The organism is Pseudomonas sp. W2-17, assembly GCF_041060445.1.
Classification (GTDB): Bacteria; Pseudomonadota; Gammaproteobacteria; order Pseudomonadales; family Pseudomonadaceae; genus Aquipseudomonas.
Genome location: NZ_JAUFNS010000001.1, coordinates 198259 through 214429, shown reverse-complemented (window position 1 = coordinate 214429; position 16171 = coordinate 198259). Strand labels below are relative to the sequence as shown.

The following is a 16171-nucleotide window of genomic DNA, read 5'->3' as shown; positions in this document are numbered from 1 at the left end:
TGATGATCGCTCCCATGTTAAGGGGACTGATTTATTTACAACGCTTCACCGTAAATTAATCTGTCCCCGGCCTCCAATCGGGGACAGATTAATTTTTCAAAAAAGCCCGAAAAATAAATCAGTCCCCTTGTGCATGGATCGTGGGAACGATCATTCAGGGCGGGTCACGCGGACATCAATGAATAATCCAGCTCAACAGCCACAACCCCAGGAACAGCCAGATGATCCCCATGATGATCGAGGCGCGCATGAAGGCGCGGATCGCTGAATACAGCAGCATCAGCCCGACGACCAGGGCGACGATGCTGACGATTGAAGTGTCCATGCCCAGCGTGCGCGACAGGCCGTCAACGAAATTGCCGCCCGCGTGAGTGAACATGTTGAACAACCAGCTTAAGCCGTCGACGACGAAGCGGATCACGGCGCCAATCACTTGGCCGAGCCATTCGAAAACGCTTTCTACCTGCATATTTGCTTCCTGATGAGGGACGTGGACCAAAAACGGCACTGCTCGCTTTGGCTGTCGATTGTCCGGGCGAGTTCCCTGTCGGGTAAAGGCTTTCTGTGAAGATCACGCGATTATTGCGGCGAAGGAACCGCCCGGGATTCACAAGTCCATTGTGGGAGCGAGCTTGCTCGCGAATGGGACGACGGTGTACTCGCGTTTTGGCCTGGCTCATCCGCAGCCTGCTTATCGTGTGTCTGCTGCTCTGGCTCGCCGACCGGATATGGCCGCTGCCCTTGCCCAAGGATGATCTGGCCCGCGTGGTGCTCGCCGAAGACGGCACGCCACTGTGGCGATTCGCCGATGCCAATGGCGTCTGGCGCTACCCGGTGACGGTCGATCAGGTGTCGCCTTATTACCTTGAGGCACTGTTGACCTACGAGGATCGCTGGTTCTATCAGCATCCCGGCGTGAACCCCATGGCTTTGGCGCGCGCGGCCTGGCAAAACCTCGCCGGCGGCCACGTGGTGTCCGGCGGCAGCACGCTGTCGATGCAGGTGGCGCGTTTGCTCGACCCGCATTCACGCACGCTGGCGGGCAAACTCCGGCAGCTGTGGCGCACCGCGCAGTTGGAATGGCACCTGTCCAAACAGGACATTCTGGTGCTGTACCTGAATCGCGCGCCGTTTGGCGGCACGTTGCAGGGCGTCGCCGCTGCCAGTTGGGCGTATCTCGGCAAGTCCCCGCAGCAACTGACCCGTGCCGACGCGGCGCTGTTGGCGGTACTGCCCCAGGCGCCGAGTCGTCTGCGCCCGGATCGCCACGCACAACGTGCACAGGCCGCGCGGGACAAGGTGCTGCGGCGTCTGGCCGAGTTCGGCACGTGGCCTCAGAACGCGGTCGACGAAGCGCTGGAAGAACCGCTGCTGCTTGCGCCTCGCCAAGAGCCGAGTCTGGCGCCCTTGCTCGCCCGGCGCTTGAACCGCCCGAATAGCCCGCCGCTGATCCGCACCACCCTGGACGCCGGCCTGCAGCGTCGTCTCGAAGACCTGCTACTGGGCTGGCGCGCGCGTCTGCCCGAGCGTACGTCCGCCGCGATCCTGGTGGTGGAAGCGCAAAACATGGCCGTGCGCGCGTACGTCGGCTCGGTGGACATCGGCGACGCGAAACGCTTTGGTCATGTGGACATGGTCAGCGCGTTGCGTTCCCCCGGCTCGACGCTCAAACCCTTTCTCTACGGCAAGGCCATCGACGCTGGGCTCATCCATTCCGAATCGTTGCTGCAGGACGTGCCCCGGCGCTACGGCGACTATCGTCCCGGCAATTTCTCCTCGGGTTTCAACGGCGCGGTGGCGGCGAGTTCGGCGCTGTCGATGTCGCTCAACCTGCCGGCGGTGCAGTTGCTGGAAGCCTACGGGCCCAAGCGCTTCGCCGCCGAGTTGCGCAACGGCGGCGTGCCGTTGACCCTGCCGCCCCTGGCCGAGCCCAATCTGGCGCTGATTCTCGGTGGCGCCGGCAGTCGGCTGGAGGATCTGGTCGGCGGCTACAGCGCTTTCGCCCGGGGCGGGCGCAGTGCGGACATTCGCTTGCAGCCCGATGACCGTCTGCGTGACCGGCCGATGATGTCGCCGGGGGCGGCGTGGATCATCCGGCGGATTCTCAGCGGCCAGTCACGGCCTGACCTCGACCCCCATGCCGAGCTTGTCCAGCGGCCGCAACTGGCCTGGAAAACCGGCACCAGTTACGGTTTTCGAGATGCGTGGTCGATTGGCGTGGGGCCGAGGTTTCTGATTGGCGTGTGGATCGGCAGGCCGGATGGCACGCCGGTGCCCGGACAGTTCGGACTGGCCTCGGCAGCGCCGCTGATGCTGCAGGTTCACGATCTGCTGGTGAACCGCGATGCCCAGCGCAACATCCTGCCGCCCGTGTTGCCGGTGCCGCTCAACGTTGGCGTCGCGGCGATCTGCTGGCCGCTGGGGCAGCCGATGAGCAAGAGCGAACCGAACTGTCGGCGTCAGCGTTTCGCCTGGACCCTCGACGGCACGACGCCGCCGACCTTGCAGCCGACCGATCAGCCGCTGGGCTTGGGGCTTATGGAGAAAGTCTGGCTGAACGACAAGGGCCTGCGCGTCGCGGCAAGTTGTCCACAGGCTCAACCTAAAGAGATCGCCCTCTGGCCGGCGCCGCTTGAGCCTTGGCTGCCGAAGACTGAGCGGCGCGAGGCGCGTTTGCCAGACGTCGACCCGTCATGCCCGCCCCAAGGGTTGAGCCTGGCGCCGCCGTTGTCCGTGGTGGGGGTGCGAGAGGGCGATCAGTTGCGGTTGCCGGCTGGCAGTCAGCAGCTGTTACGCCTCAAACTGTCGGCGCTGGGCGGAAGTGGACGGCGCTGGTGGTTCATCGACGGTACGCCGGTCGGCGACACGGCGAGTCAGGACAGCTACACCCACACCTTCACACGCCTGGGGCGGTACCAACTGAGCGTGCTGGATGAAAGCGGGCAGACCGCCCGGGTGGAATTCAGTGTGGTGGAGTGAGGCAGGGTTTTGGACTCTGTCTGCGGGCGCTCAACTGGGCGCAATCCACTGTAGGAGTGAGCTTGCTCGCGAATGGGCGGTACATCCACTAAAGATTCAGCGGCTGTGATGCCGTCTTCGTGAGCAAGCCCACTCCCACAGGGGATGCGTCTGCTGCGAGTAAGTGCAGTGTCAGAAAACACTGCAGATGCATCTGCTGAAGCGCGGACCGTGGGAGCGAGCTTGCTCGCGAATGGATCAACCCTCAATGCGGCGGATATTGCTGCAGGATTTTCTGCACCGTCTGGCGCAAAGCCTGTTCGCGCGCAGCAGGGTTGGCGTTGCCTTCACTGACCATCTGCTCGGTGCTGCCACGCCAGACCAGCTTGCCATCCTTGCCGTCGAGCATGTCGATCTGCAGTGTCGAGACTTTGTAATCGATGTTGCGCGTCTCGGTGCCGATCGGGCCGCCCCAGTAGCCGCCCCATGGATTGCCCCAATAACCGCCACCGCCGCCATAGTTGGTGGTGACCGTCTGCTGGCGGTTTTCTACGATGAGCCATGCCTGCAGTTGAACGTCCGCTTTCACGCCGGGCCCCGCTATGCGCAGGCCGCGCTGCTCCAGTTGCTCGCCGACCGCCTGGCGAATGCGCTGCTCGGTGAGGTCACTTTTGATGCGCGGATCGTCCGGCTGATATTGCAAGCCGGGCTCCTTCCACGCCCACGACCGGTAGGCACCGAAATCGCGCTGGGCGTCGAAGTCGCGGTTGACCCGATCGGTCTGGCAGGCGCTGAGGAGCAGGGCGACACAAAGGACAGCAATGCGGCGATACATGGGTTTCTCCAGCGTGAAAACAAAACGCCAACGGGCGTGAAATCAGGACGGCGGGTAAGCCGTCAGGGCTTGTTGTACGGCCTGGCGCAGGGCTTTGGCGCGTGCTGACTGATCGCCGCCACTGGCGGTTTCGGCGCTGGCGCTCCACACCGGCTGGCCGCTGCGGGCATCGAAGAGACTGATGCGCACCACAACGACCTGCTCTTGATACGTGCGCACGATCGGTACGCTGGCATAACCGCCGTAACCGTTGCGGTAGCCATTGCCACCGTAATAACCCACACCTGAACCGCCGTAGTACGGATCGTAATAGTCATCGCGCACCTGACGAATCCGGGTCTCTGCATGGGCATCGGCGGCGACGCGCAGGTCTGCCGCCTGCGGGTTCTGCGAAGGCCGCAGACCGCGTTGATCCAGCCCGTTGCTGACGGCTTCAGCCAGCTGAGCCGAGTCAGCCCATAGGGTGCCCGGTGGCAACTGGTCGTTGAGCCAGGCCCAGTTGCGATAACGGCCGTAATCGCGTGGTGCCGCAGGGTAAGCGCTCATGTCGATGGCATTGGCGGCGTGAGGCGGCGCCGGTGGAATGGCCGCAGAAACGGCACGATAAGGGTTGGGACTCTGGCAGGCGGCAAGGCCCAGGCAGAGGGAAAGCAAAGCGAGACGGCGTTTCATGAGGGTCTCCGCAGCGAGTGTTAAGCAGCGTGTATCAACCAGCGTGGGTCAGACAGCCCGGCACATCCAGTGCAGATAGCGTCCCAGCCCGGCGAATGCCGGGTGACGACGGTGTGCGAGTTCCATTTCCAGCAAATCCGCAAGGTCGACTTTGGCCTGAAACTCGACCGGCATGTAGTCGTGAAAAACCCGAATGCCACTTTGCGTTTCGACTCGCCACAGGGAGCCAAGTTGCGCCGCCAATTCGCGGGGATCAAGCGGCTCCTGCGGGGTCAGGCTCTGTTTTTCGCCGGCCAGGGTGTTCTTGCGCATTTTACGGAAGTGGCCCTTGAGCAGATTGCGGTAAATCAGCGCGTCGCGGTTATAAAAAGCCAGTGACAGCCAGCCGTCGGGCTCGGTCAACTGATGCAGTACCGGCAGAATCGTGAACGGCTCGTCCAGCCATTCCAGCACCGCATGGCAGATCACCAGGTCGTACCGCTCGGTCAGAATATCGGGCAGTGCTTGCCACGGCGCCTGAATGAAGTTCGCCGTCTGCCCCGCGTCGGTAAAGCGCTGACGAGCGCCTTCGAGCATGGGTGCGGCGGGTTCGGCCAGCGTTACGTTATGCCCGCGCTCGGCCAGCCACAGCGACATGTGCCCAAGCCCGGCGCCGATGTCCAGCACGCGCAACGGACGATCCGGCAGGCTTTCGATCAGGTCAGCTTGTAGCACCGCCAAACGGATCGCACCCTTGGCGCCGCCGTAAATCTTTTCAGCGAAGCGCGTCGCCAGTTGATCGAAATGACGGTCACTCATTGGCTGAACCGCCGTTCGCCGTCCGCCAGTTTGGCGCGCACCACTTCATCCATGTCCAGACCCAACTCGCTGCACAACAACAGCAGGTACAACACGATGTCCCCGACTTCCTGCCCGGCGTGGGCCAGCTCATCTGCGGGCAGCTGACGTGACTGCTCTTCGGTCTTCCACTGGAAGATCTCCACCAGCTCGGACATTTCCACACTGGCTGCCATGGCCAGGTTTTTCGGGCTGTGAAATTGCCGCCAGTCGTTGTTATCGCGAATGCGATGCAGGCGTTGAGTGAGTTCGTCGAGGTTCATGGGCGGCTCCTGAAGGTGCGTAGCTTCAGGGGGATAGGCGATTGATGCAAGGGGTGCTGATCCACGCGGGACGCAGCTGATTGACATGCGACGGTGGTGGAGCGATTCCCGGCTAAAGCCGGTCCCACTTAACAGCCTGCGCCCCAACTTTACTGACACGACCCACGCTTTTTAGTGGGACCGGCTTTAGCCGGGAAGGCGACAGATGTCACACCGCAAACAACTGGCGCACGATAGGCGCAGCCATCACTCTGTCGCAGGCTGCCAACTCCCCACCATATGCACGATCCCTTCTGCACCTTCCAGCTTGAACTGCCCATGTGACCCTGCCGCGCTGGCCGACAGCGTCACGCCGCTCGGCAGCCGGACCGGCTTGTGAAACTCCACAGAGATCTGCACATTCGACGCCGGCAGGTGATCTTCAAGCGCAGCCAGCGCGCGGCTTTTTATCCACAGTCCGTGGGCGATGGCCTTGGGAAAGCCGAACAGCCTGGCGCTGCTGTCACTCAGGTGAATCGGGTTGTAATCACCACTGACCTTGGCGTACTGACGGCCAATGTCCGACGGCGCCGACCACGTCGCCAGTTCCGTCATCGGCAGCGGCACGGGTTCATAATCATTTTCGATCTCGCCGTCCACCTTGACTCCCCGGCACAGCATCGTGCTCTCTTCCTCCCACAGCAGGCCCAGCGCATCCTCGATCTGGGTGATCAGGCTGAACGTCGCGCCTTTGGCGTGGGGCTTGAGGTGGCCGACACGCACGCTGACCTGAACCTTGATCACGCTGCCAAGGGGCCGACGAATGCTGATCCGGTTATGCAGGTGGACCAATCCGAGGAGCGGGAAGGGAAAGTCCTTGTCGGTGAGCAGCTTCATTTGCAGCGGGAAGGCCAGCACATGGGGATACGTCGGCGGCAGCAGACTGCCGGGCACGAAGCCGCAGACATGGGCAAACGCTTTCACCTTGTCCGGATCCACCGACATCCAGCACCGCAGGCCCTGATCCGGCAGTTGCGTGCCGCTGACCTTGCGCCGCAGCGCCGCTTGCATGAACAGACCGGGCAGGGCCGGTGGCGTGTCCAGATACCGCCAGTGCGCACTCATCGAGCTTCTCCTGTGGTCATGCTGCAGATCAGGCACGCCTCGGATCGACGGGGCGGCTATTCAAACAGTGTTCTTCTTAATGCCGATTCAGGCGCCGAGCACGCTTTGGCCGCACACCCGCAGCACCTGGCCGCTCATTGCGCCGGAACCCGGTTGACCCAGCCACGCCACCGCTTCCGCCACGTCTTGCGGCTGACCGCCCTGGCCCAGTGAACTCATGCGTCTGCCCGCTTCGCGCAGGGCAAAGGGCATATGCGCCGTCATGCTGGTTTCAATAAAGCCCGGAGCCACGGCGTTGATACTGATGCCCCGCGCTTTGAGGGTCGGCGCCATAGCCCTGGCATAGCCGATCAAGCCGGCCTTGCTGGTGGTGTAATTGGTTTGCCCACGATTGCCCGCCAGACCGCTGATCGACGCCAGCAGAATCACACTGCCATTCTCGTGCAATGCGCCGCTGTCGATCAGCGCCTGGGTCAGCACCTGCGGCGCATTGAGATTCACGTCGAGCACCGAGTCCCAGAAGTCCGCAGGCATGTTGGCCAGGGTCTTGTCCCGGGTGATGCCGGCGTTGTGCACGACGATATCGAGCCCGCCGGGGAGGTGTTCAATCAATTGAGCGGCGGCGTCCGGTGCGCAGATGTCCAGGACCAGCGCCTGTCCACCAAGACGCGCAGCCAGCGCATCGAGATCGGATTTAGCTTGGGGCACGTCCAGCAAAACGACCTCTGCACCGTCGCGAGCCAAGGTTTCCGCGATGGCCGCGCCGATGCCTCGGGCTGCGCCGGTTACCAAAGCTTTGCGCCCGGCAAGCGGACGGGTCCAGTCCTGAACCTGTTGCCCGCAGGCACTCAGGCGAATGACCTGACCGGAGATGAACGCGCTCTTCGGCGACAGGAAAAAGCGCAGCGCGCCTTCCAGTTGGTCCTCGGCGCCGTCCTCTACTTGCAGCAGCTGAACCGTGCCGCCGTTGCGCATTTCCTTGGCCAGCGAGCGGCTGAAACCTTCGATGGCTTGCTGCGCGCTGGCGACCAATGGATCGGATTGAGCATCCGGCGCGCGTGCAAGAATCACGACGTGAGCGCTGTTAACCAGATGACGCAGGATCGGCTGGAAGAACTCGCGCAACTGACTCAGCTGAGAGGTGTGCAGCAGCGTGCTGGCGTCGAACACCACGGCCTTGATCTTCGCGCTCTGCTCGGCATTCCAGGGGTGGGCGCCGGTGACTTCGCCGCCATGACTGAGCAGCACATCGGTCAGGCGCGGCGCGAAGGTGCTGACTCGCTCGGCCAGTGGCCCCGTGCTCAGTAACAGCGCGCCCTCCACCGGACGCAGACGCCCCGCCTGCCAGCGCTCCAGACGTGCCGGCGCTGGCAAACCGACGGCGCCGACCAGCTTGCGACCGAGGTCGGAGTTGACGAAGTCAATGTAGCGATCGGATGCCATGGAACACTCTCCTTGAGTCTGGGTTCAAATCAGTGGACCGCATGGGCGGGTAATAGGTCCTACGCTATCAGCTGCCAAATCCTGTAGGAGTGAGCTTGCTCGCGATTGCTTTTCGTCAGGCGGCACACAAACGCTTGGCCTGCTGCGGTCGTGCTTTTGCAACCCATGCCCGCAAGATCCAAAAAAGAGAAAGGAGATTTCGATGACTCAGACAAGACGCGTGGCCATTGTCGGCGGCAATCGCATTCCGTTCGCACGCTCCAACGGCGCGTATGCCACCGCCAGCAATCAGGACATGCTGACCGCTGCGCTGGAGGGTCTGATCGAGCGTTTCAACCTGCATGGCCTGCGCATGGGCGAAGTGGCTGCCGGCGCGGTCCTCAAGCATTCCCGTGACTTCAACCTCACCCGTGAATGCGTGCTCGGCTCAAGGCTTTCGCCACAAACGCCGGCCTACGACATTCAACAGGCTTGCGGCACCGGGCTCGAAGCGGCGCTGTTGGTGGCAAACAAGATCGCCCTCGGCCAGATCGAGTGCGGCATTGCCGGCGGCGTCGACACCACGTCTGACGCGCCCATCGGCGTCAACGAAGACCTGCGGCAGATCCTGTTGCAGGTCAATCGCAGCAAAACCACCGCCGACAAACTCAAGGCGCTGACGCAATTGCGCCTGCATAACCTTAAGCCGGAGCTGCCGCGCAACGGCGAACCGCGCACCGGTTTGTCGATGGGCCAGCACTGCGAATTAATGGCGCAAACCTGGAACATTCCCCGCGACGCGCAGGACCAACTGACGCTGGAAAGTCACCAGAAAATGGCCGCCGCCTATGCGGAAGGTTGGCAGGACGACCTGCTCACGCCGTTCCTTGGCCTGACCCGCGACAACAACCTGCGGGCCGACGCCAGCCTGGAAAAACTCGCGTCGCTCAAGCCTGCATATGAGCGCAGCGCCAAGGGCACACTGACGGCGGGTAACTCGACGCCACTGACTGACGGAGCCTCACTGGTGTTGCTCGCCAGCGAGGAGTGGGCGCGTGAGCGGGGCTTGCCGATTCTGGCCTATTGGCGAGATGGCGAGGCCGCCGCCGTGGATTTCGTGCGCGGCAACGAAGGCCTGCTGATGGCCCCGGTCTACGCCGTCCCCCGCCTGCTGGCGCGCAACGGCCTGACGCTGCAAGACTTCGATTACTACGAAATCCACGAAGCGTTCGCCGCGCAGGTGCTGTGTACGTTGAAGGCGTGGGAAGACCCGGAATACTGCAAAACCCGCCTCGGGTCGGACGCGCCGCTGGGCTCGATCGACCGCAGCAAGCTCAACGTCAAAGGCAGCTCGTTGGCGGCGGGGCATCCGTTTGCTGCGACCGGTGGACGGATTGTGGCGAACCTGGCGAAATTGCTGAGCAAGAGAGGGGCAGGTCGCGGGTTGATATCGATTTGTGCGGCCGGTGGCCAAGGCGTGACGGCGATTATTGAGCGATAAGGTTTTTAGGGGGAACTGATCCAGGGAGTTCTTGATAAAGAGCGCTGTTTAAAGGGGACTGATTTATTTACAACGCTTCACCGTAAATTAATCTGTCCCCGTCTACCGCGATCAAATCCGTCCCTGTTTAATTACCCAAATCATGCGCGGGCCGCCCCCGCCCTCTGTACTCAACCCGCCTCCCTAGCACCCGTTCAACGTCCTCAGCAAACTGCTTTCCCCCGGTCAATTGCCCCCTTTGCAGCGCATCCCGAATCAGCTTCAGCTCGCCGTCGGCAACCGGCGCCTCAAAAAACGCCCGATACGCCTGTTGCCGGCCAAGCTGCGTCAGCCCCAGTAACTCGTAACAGGAATGAACATCCAGCCAGTCATCCTGTGCATTCGTGGTGAGCCGCAACCCAAAACTCGACCATCGATAATCTTCCACGCGTTCAACCATTCCGGCCCGCACAGGGTTGAGTTCGATATAGCGACAGCACGCCAGCAAATATCCATCGGACTGAACGACGCTGGATTTATAACGACTTTCCCATAACGTTCCAGACCGACCCTCCAGCTTATTACGATAACGCGTCATGCGCGCCGCCAGAGTTTTCATCAACTTCCCCAGTCCCTCAGTGCTTGAAGGAGCGAGCAATAAGTGCACATGGTTGGTCATCAGGCAAAAAGCAAAAACCTTTACGTCAAAAACGTTCTTCAGTTCCCGAAGATCATCCAGGTAACGCGCAAAATCGTCCTCATGGGCAAAAACCATCTGCCGATTATGGCCGCGCTGGACAATATGATGTGGGTGACCTGGCAAAACGACACGAGCAATGCGGGGCATGGCTGATCCTCCGTCCTTGGGAAGGATCAGCGTAGCCGTGGTGGGTGTGGGCGACCTGTGTGCGAGGGGGCCAATTGGTTGCAACGTTTGTAGCGAGCAGTGAAGCAAAGGGCTGATCGTGACATGGGGGCGACGCAATGAGACGGCGAGGCAAGGTGACAGGCAAGGGGACTGATTTATTTACAGCGCTTCATCGTAAATTAATCTGTCCCCGATTTTAATAAATCAGATCCCTTAATTTACTGCAAGATAGCTGCGACGTGCTCGAAGCCATGGATTCCCAAATGTGCAAACGCCGGGAAGATCGTGGCTAAGGACTGCATCAGGGGACTGATCAATTACAGCGCTTCACCCTAAACTGATCTGTCCCCGCTATAAAAAAATCAAACGCGCCTACCCTCCGCTATTTTAGGATTTTTCAAATGCAAATTTATCTGGCGTCTCGCCATACGATGTTGTCCAGCACAACAGTCATCTGCATTTCTACGCTGCCCGAAAGAATGGGTTTGGAGTTGAATGTAATACGGTTTATATCTATGTGGTCAAAAGCCAGTGTTTGATCTGACATTTCGTTCAAGACAACAATCTCTTTCTCTTCCGAGCTATAGCAAGTGGCTGTACATTCATTAGAACTTCCTCTCACGCTTATCTGCATTTCAACATAGGAAGGTTTCGGTTCGGTTTTGAATATCATTTCTGCTGGGAAGTTCGCCCCCATCCATTCGCTCTGAAGTGATATGGCCTTAGTTTTGTTCCAAAGTTTGATCTCATGTTTTAGGTTGGTGGAGGTGCCCGCAGGGCCGATAAAATTCCAGTTTTTAGTTACAAATGTGGCTGCAAATTGTCCAATCGGATATTCTTCAAAATTTTCCGATCCTGAACCGCTTCCTTTACCTATGGGAATCAATTGCAATTCCAATAGCGGAAAGTCATTAGCGCCATAGAGTGAATCGCTGCCATCTAGCTGAACTTTTGCCGGAAACTCTATCGTTGCGATGTCAGGAAATTGATCCAGATTGGCCCTGCTGATTAAACTGCTAATGCCCCTCGTGTCTTCACCGGGTGCGACCTGATGCTTGTCCAAAATAGGGTATGTGGCCGTGCCGTCAGTCATGTCAAGCCAAACTCTTTGCCCTTCTTTAATAAACGGCCATGGCTCAATAATAATTTCTGCATCACCGGTAAACGTCGACAAGTCCAGCACGCCCAATGTTCCATCGGTTGCCTGTGTAACTTTTGGCATTTTGAAATCTCCTTCCATGAGAGGCAACACATTCAGTTTGAGCGCGGGTGATGGCGACCACAGTGTGCCGCGCCGGACCGCATATTGAACATCAATGGTCTTACCCACTACCGGCCCAATCTCTGCGGGTGGAACAGTGAAAGTAATTGTCGCGGCGCCGTCCTGCCAAAGTACCGCGTCACCTTTGCCGTTCCAGAGCAGCGCGATGACGTCGCTTAGTAGCGGGTTTGGGTAGCTGATCTGAACAGTCACGCCGTTGATCACACTTATTGGAACCAGCACGCCGGCAGTCGCTTCGAGGACTGCTGGCAGCGGTAACGTTAGCGTCGCAGCCGTGACGTCGTACGTCGTCAGCGGAGAATTCTGCGTGCCGCCGCCCACCTTGATCACCTGATAACTCAACTGCAGCGTGCCACCGCCCAGCGGGTCCAGGTTCAGGCGAGGAACGGCGAACGTCACCTCGCCCGTTTCGCCACCCGCCTGCACGGTGTACTCGTCGGGGTAGTTGATCTGTGCTCCCGTTGCGCTGGTGCCGACCCATGACAACAAAATCCGGTCCCCGGCCGCTTGCCCCATATACGCGGGGGCGCGGACGACCACCGGGTCGCCGATGACCACGCTCAGGTCGACGACATCTCCCACCGCACCAACCAGTTCCAATGCGTTGAGCGCGTACGCCGGCGCGCTCTTGATTTGGTAAGTCTTGACAGGAAATGGCTGACGCGGCGGTCCTCCATCAAACGACACTTCCAGCACCAGCGTTAGTTGCGAGCCATCGGTAAGCCCCTGCAGATAACTCAGCGGAACCGTGGCGACTTGTGCGCTGGCACTGGCAATTTCATACCCTTGCCAATCGGGCAAGTTCAGATTGCTGGAGCCTTCAAGCCGCATCCACATCTTCTGTTTAACCGCGATCAGTGGCCAGGCGCGTACAAAAATATCGGCGTTGGTTATCAACCCCTCGACGTCCAGAACGGCCCCTACCGCCTGAACGATCTGCGGCTCGGTGAGTTGATCGAGGGGAATCAGGTGCACGACCAGATTGAGCGTTTGTGAGATAGCCGGGCCAGTATCCTTCACCACGACATAGGTCACCTCCACGGTTTTGCCGACAGCCTTCGCCACCTCTTCCTTGGGCACCTGGAAGGTGACTTTAAGTTCGCCGCTTCCGTTCTGCGGCACAAAAGTGTTGTTGCCGTTGAAGGTCAAGCCAATCACGTCGGTAACCAACATGGTGGGGTAGGTCACCTCCACACTGAGGCCAGAAGGGTCTGCCAGATGTGGGTTCAGCAGCACCCCGCCTGGCGCGGAAGGGACGTTGGGTGCAGGGAAGTCCGGGTTTCGTAGGGCGGCTGCCTTCGGATTCGAGCTGCCGGAACTCGCTAAAGCCAATGTCTGTGCGAGGAGTGCTCTTTGTTCTTCGGTTATCTGGGTCATTGCGGCGGTCCTTGGCTTGTCCACGTGGTAGAGCGTCATCCGTGGAGACAGAGTGCCGCGCGATATGCCGTGTTGACTACTGTCAGAAATGACAGTGACCATTTGTTCCCTTTAATTCTGCTCATTCAATCCAAGGTGTTATCAGGCGTTATCGCGGTGGGTTATTGATGTTATGAGCAATACATCTATAACTACCGTCTTTCACCATAGGCCAGTCCATGCCCACCACCGGACACACCTCCCCGCGTAACCCGGAGACCGAGCGACAAGTCCCTTCGCTTGAAGACCTTCCACGCCCGCTCTACGCCCGTGCCGAAAGCCTTGGCGCGGGCTCCTGGACACCAACTCACCGCCACGACTGGGTGCAGTTTTCCTACGCCATCAGTGGCGTACTCGGCGTGCACACGCCCCATGGCAGTTTCTTCGCACCGCCGCAGTGGGGCGTGTGGATTCCCGCCGGGCTGGAGCATGAAGTCGTCACGTCCACCCGCGCCGAGATGCGCAGCCTGTATGTGCGCAAGGACGACTGCACCTGGGCGCCTGATCGCTGCCGGGTGCTTGAAGTTACGCCGTTGGCCAAAGAGCTGATCAAGGCGTTCTGTCAGCTGCCAGCGGAGTATCAAGAGGGTCAGAGCGCCGAGTCTCGGCTCGTTCAGGTACTGCTTGATCAACTGGCGAACCTGCCGGAAGTCGGGTTCTCTTTGCCGCTGCCTCGTCATGCACGCCTGCTGTTGCTGTGCGCGGAGCTCGTCGAAACGCCGGATCAAGCGGTCACCCTGAATGATTGGGCGGCGCGTTTGAACATGTCGGAAAAGACCCTGACGCGATTGTTTCAGCGCGAAACCGGCTTGAGCTTTCGGGGCTGGCGGCAGAGGGCACGCCTGCTGTCTTCACTCAATGCATTGGAGGAAGGCGTGAGCGTTACGAGCACGGCGCTCAATTGCGGTTACGATTCGACGTCGGCTTTTATTGCTGCTTTCAAAGGGCTGTTCGGGAGGACACCTGGCGAACTGTTTCGCGGATGATGAGTGAAGATTGTCTGGTCGCGTTGTTTCCGCTCGTCGATAAGCGCTGCAGTACTGCGATCGAGCGCTGCAATTATGCGTCGGCACGAATGCTGCTTGGCCAAGTGTCAGGGATATCGTGAGACCGCTGGCATACAGTCAATCGACCTGACCCCCTACTCGCTGGCAGAAGATTGCCGTATAACGAGCAACAATCGCGTGTTTGGCAACGAAGGACCCCCAATAAAAGCTGATGAAGACTCCTAAACGCATTGAACCCTTGATCGAAGACGGTCTGGTGGACGAGGTGCTGCGCCCGCTTATGAGCGGTAAAGAGGCAGCTGTTTATGTGGTGCGCTGTGGCAATGAGCTGCGGTGTGCCAAGGTTTACAAGGAGGCCAACAAACGTAGTTTCCGTCAGGCAGCGGAATATCAGGAAGGCCGCAAGGTCCGCAACAGCCGCCAGGCCCGCGCCATGGCCAAAGGTTCGAAGTTCGGGCGCAAGGAAACCGAAGACGCGTGGCAGAACGCCGAAGTTGCGGCTCTATTCCGTCTGGCAGGCGCCGGCGTGCGTGTGCCCAAGCCGTACGACTTCCTTGAGGGCGTACTGCTCATGGAGCTGATCGCCGATGAATACGGTGATGCCGCGCCGCGTCTGAATGACGTGACGCTTGAGCCAGATCAGGCGCGCGAGTACCACGCGTTCCTGATTCAGCAGATCGTGCTGATGTTGTGTACCGGTCTGGTGCATGGTGACCTGTCCGAGTTCAATGTGCTGCTCACGCCCACCGGCCCGGTCATTATTGACTTGCCGCAAGCGGTGGATGCTGCGGGCAACAACCATGCGTTCACGATGCTGGAGCGCGACGTCGGCAACATGGCGTCGTACTTCGGCCGCTTTGCGCCTGAGCTTAAAGAAACGCGCTACGCCCGTGAGATGTGGTCCCACTTCGAAGCGGGCACGTTGTCCCCAGCGACCGTGCTGACGGGCGAATTCGCTGATCCGGACGAGATTGCCGACGTCGGCAGTGTGTTGCGCGAGATTGAAGCGGCACGACTGGATGATGCAAGGCGCCAGGCCGCGCGGACCGCGGACGATGCACCGCCGAACAAGTCCGAAGAACCGCCTCCGCCCTGGATGCAGTAATCGACCCAGAAGAACCCCGGCCACGGCCGGGTTTTTGCTTTCACACCGATGCTACTCTGAGCAGTTGCGAGAACAGGTAGTGAGGGTCTCCCGGATTGACCCTTACATTGCAATTGAAAACTGCCGGTTTTCCCCTGTTTCGAGCTAGCCAAGATGGATCAATCTTGAAGTTTAGATGAGGGTCGCTACCAAACGCAGGCGTTATGTCTGCGGACCATTCATCACCATCAGCGCCAATGGCGCGAACGCCAGCGGTGCTGTCGTCATTGAACTGGGGCTGCTTTTTTACCCGCAGATTATCGTGTCCATCGTTGATGGTCGGGGCATCCACTTGGAATGAATGCCCTTCTACGGTGAGGAGGAGTGTCAACGAGGTAAAAGTCTCTGTGTCGGGCGGGCGTTTTACGGTGTAGTAAAGAGATGCGTTGTGGCCTATGACATCAATGACCTCATATTTCGATATCGGAAACGGTTGCAGCGACGGTGGGCTTCCCACCGTCTGGATGGGTGAACCAATAGTGATGTTCCGACCCACCCAATACACTTTCACGGTATCGCCGGACTTCATATTGTAGTCAGGAACGATACAGTGAATAACATCGTTTACCTGGTAATAATCCAGGCGCTCCCTGTTATCCGCAACCAAGGTTGCCTCCCTCACATGAGGTGCCACCAGATTCATCGCTGCCTCGGTCACCGTAATACGCCACTCATTGGAGCGACCTGTGCTGGTGCGCGCGGTAAATGTGTGCAAGCCCGGTAGAAGATTTCGGGCGTTGAATGACCAAGTTGTACCGTCACTTGTAGCGGTGCCCAGCAGGGCTTCGCCGTCGTAAATATTAATCAGGTCAACGTTTTGTGACGATTGGCCATTAGAAGGTGTGGGCAGATTCATGAACAGCTCCTTGGCGGTTTGCAAACT

General features: G+C 59.7%; 14 protein-coding genes. 4 read left to right on the top strand and 10 right to left on the bottom strand.

Features of this window, described 5'->3' with window-relative positions; translation table 11 throughout:
• Positions 1-175: 175 nt before the first annotated feature.
• Positions 176-469 (bottom strand): hypothetical protein, encoded by a 294-nt coding sequence (locus QWI20_RS01090; RefSeq protein WP_122535324.1) that lies wholly within the window; start codon positions 467-469, stop codon positions 176-178.
• Positions 470-666: 197 nt separating this feature from the next.
• Between QWI20_RS01090 and pbpC the strand changes: the two genes are divergently transcribed.
• Complete coding sequence (gene pbpC / locus QWI20_RS01085; RefSeq protein ID WP_369303778.1) at positions 667-2979, top strand: peptidoglycan glycosyltransferase PbpC; 2313 nt, start codon at positions 667-669, stop codon at positions 2977-2979.
• Positions 2980-3223: 244 nt separating this feature from the next.
• Here the strand turns inward: pbpC and QWI20_RS01080 are convergent, their stop codons facing one another.
• The 6 genes from QWI20_RS01080 to QWI20_RS01055 form a co-directional block, all read right to left on the bottom strand.
• On the bottom strand, positions 3224-3793 hold the full coding sequence (locus tag QWI20_RS01080) for a DUF4136 domain-containing protein (RefSeq protein WP_369303777.1): 570 nt from the start codon (positions 3791-3793) through the stop codon (positions 3224-3226).
• Positions 3794-3835: 42 nt separating this feature from the next.
• A complete protein-coding gene (locus QWI20_RS01075; RefSeq protein WP_369303776.1) occupies positions 3836-4465 on the bottom strand; it encodes a DUF4136 domain-containing protein in 630 nt (209 codons plus the stop codon).
• A gap of 48 nt (positions 4466-4513) precedes the next feature.
• On the bottom strand, positions 4514-5263 hold the full coding sequence (locus QWI20_RS01070; RefSeq protein ID WP_369303775.1) for a methyltransferase domain-containing protein: 750 nt from the start codon (positions 5261-5263) through the stop codon (positions 4514-4516).
• Positions 5260-5565: a MazG-like family protein gene (locus tag QWI20_RS01065; RefSeq protein WP_369303774.1), complete on the bottom strand. Its 306-nt coding sequence runs from the start codon at positions 5563-5565 to the stop codon at positions 5260-5262. The genes QWI20_RS01070 and QWI20_RS01065 overlap by 4 nt, the downstream gene beginning before the upstream one ends.
• A 246-nt stretch (positions 5566-5811) precedes the next feature.
• Positions 5812-6669: a MaoC/PaaZ C-terminal domain-containing protein gene (locus tag QWI20_RS01060; protein ID WP_369303773.1), complete on the bottom strand. Its 858-nt coding sequence runs from the start codon at positions 6667-6669 to the stop codon at positions 5812-5814.
• An 87-nt stretch (positions 6670-6756) separates the two neighbouring features.
• Positions 6757-8112: a 3-oxoacyl-ACP reductase gene (locus QWI20_RS01055; RefSeq protein WP_369303772.1), complete on the bottom strand. Its 1356-nt coding sequence runs from the start codon at positions 8110-8112 to the stop codon at positions 6757-6759.
• Positions 8113-8314: 202 nt separating this feature from the next.
• Here QWI20_RS01055 and QWI20_RS01050 point away from each other — a divergent pair, with 202 nt between their 5' ends.
• Positions 8315-9592: an acetyl-CoA C-acetyltransferase gene (locus QWI20_RS01050; protein ID WP_369303771.1), complete on the top strand. Its 1278-nt coding sequence runs from the start codon at positions 8315-8317 to the stop codon at positions 9590-9592.
• A 127-nt stretch (positions 9593-9719) separates the two neighbouring features.
• On the opposite strand, the gene QWI20_RS01045 is transcribed toward QWI20_RS01050, so the two are convergent.
• On the bottom strand, positions 9720-10418 hold the full coding sequence (locus QWI20_RS01045) for a transposase (protein ID WP_369303770.1): 699 nt from the start codon (positions 10416-10418) through the stop codon (positions 9720-9722).
• Between the two features lie 430 nt (positions 10419-10848).
• Complete coding sequence (locus QWI20_RS01040; RefSeq protein ID WP_369303769.1) at positions 10849-13098, bottom strand: hypothetical protein; 2250 nt, start codon at positions 13096-13098, stop codon at positions 10849-10851.
• Between the two features lie 218 nt (positions 13099-13316).
• On the opposite strand from QWI20_RS01040, the gene QWI20_RS01035 reads away from it, so the two are divergent.
• Both QWI20_RS01035 and QWI20_RS01030 read left to right on the top strand, forming a co-directional pair.
• Positions 13317-14123 carry a helix-turn-helix domain-containing protein gene (locus QWI20_RS01035; protein WP_369303768.1) on the top strand — a complete coding sequence of 269 codons (807 nt, stop codon included), beginning with the start codon at positions 13317-13319 and terminating at the stop codon, positions 14121-14123.
• A 232-nt stretch (positions 14124-14355) separates the two neighbouring features.
• Complete coding sequence (locus QWI20_RS01030; protein ID WP_369303767.1) at positions 14356-15249, top strand: PA4780 family RIO1-like protein kinase; 894 nt, start codon at positions 14356-14358, stop codon at positions 15247-15249.
• 40 nt (positions 15250-15289) lie between these two features.
• Here QWI20_RS01030 and QWI20_RS01025 read toward each other — a convergent pair whose 3' ends face one another.
• Positions 15290-16144, bottom strand: coding sequence for a hypothetical protein (locus tag QWI20_RS01025; protein WP_369303766.1), 855 nt, complete (start codon positions 16142-16144; stop codon positions 15290-15292).
• Between the last annotated feature and the right edge of the window lie 27 nt (positions 16145-16171).

What these genes read in the sequence shown, in the direction of transcription:
- QWI20_RS01070 (WP_369303775.1), bottom strand. Translation starts at nt 5,263, where the DNA reads ATGAGTGACCGTCATTTCGATCAACTGGCGACGCGCTTCGCTGAAAAG.
- QWI20_RS01030 (WP_369303767.1), top strand. Translation starts at nt 14,356, where the DNA reads ATGAAGACTCCTAAACGCATTGAACCCTTGATCGAAGACGGTCTGGTG.
- QWI20_RS01065 (WP_369303774.1), bottom strand. Translation starts at nt 5,565, where the DNA reads ATGAACCTCGACGAACTCACTCAACGCCTGCATCGCATTCGCGATAAC.
- QWI20_RS01060 (WP_369303773.1), bottom strand. Translation starts at nt 6,669, where the DNA reads ATGAGTGCGCACTGGCGGTATCTGGACACGCCACCGGCCCTGCCCGGT.
- QWI20_RS01035 (WP_369303768.1), top strand. Translation starts at nt 13,317, where the DNA reads ATGCCCACCACCGGACACACCTCCCCGCGTAACCCGGAGACCGAGCGA.
- QWI20_RS01025 (WP_369303766.1), bottom strand. Translation starts at nt 16,144, where the DNA reads ATGAATCTGCCCACACCTTCTAATGGCCAATCGTCACAAAACGTTGAC.
- QWI20_RS01075 (WP_369303776.1), bottom strand. Translation starts at nt 4,465, where the DNA reads ATGAAACGCCGTCTCGCTTTGCTTTCCCTCTGCCTGGGCCTTGCCGCC.
- QWI20_RS01040 (WP_369303769.1), bottom strand. Translation starts at nt 13,098, where the DNA reads ATGACCCAGATAACCGAAGAACAAAGAGCACTCCTCGCACAGACATTG.
- QWI20_RS01050 (WP_369303771.1), top strand. Translation starts at nt 8,315, where the DNA reads ATGACTCAGACAAGACGCGTGGCCATTGTCGGCGGCAATCGCATTCCG.
- QWI20_RS01045 (WP_369303770.1), bottom strand. Translation starts at nt 10,418, where the DNA reads ATGCCCCGCATTGCTCGTGTCGTTTTGCCAGGTCACCCACATCATATT.
- QWI20_RS01090 (WP_122535324.1), bottom strand. Translation starts at nt 469, where the DNA reads ATGCAGGTAGAAAGCGTTTTCGAATGGCTCGGCCAAGTGATTGGCGCC.
- QWI20_RS01055 (WP_369303772.1), bottom strand. Translation starts at nt 8,112, where the DNA reads ATGGCATCCGATCGCTACATTGACTTCGTCAACTCCGACCTCGGTCGC.
- QWI20_RS01080 (WP_369303777.1), bottom strand. Translation starts at nt 3,793, where the DNA reads ATGTATCGCCGCATTGCTGTCCTTTGTGTCGCCCTGCTCCTCAGCGCC.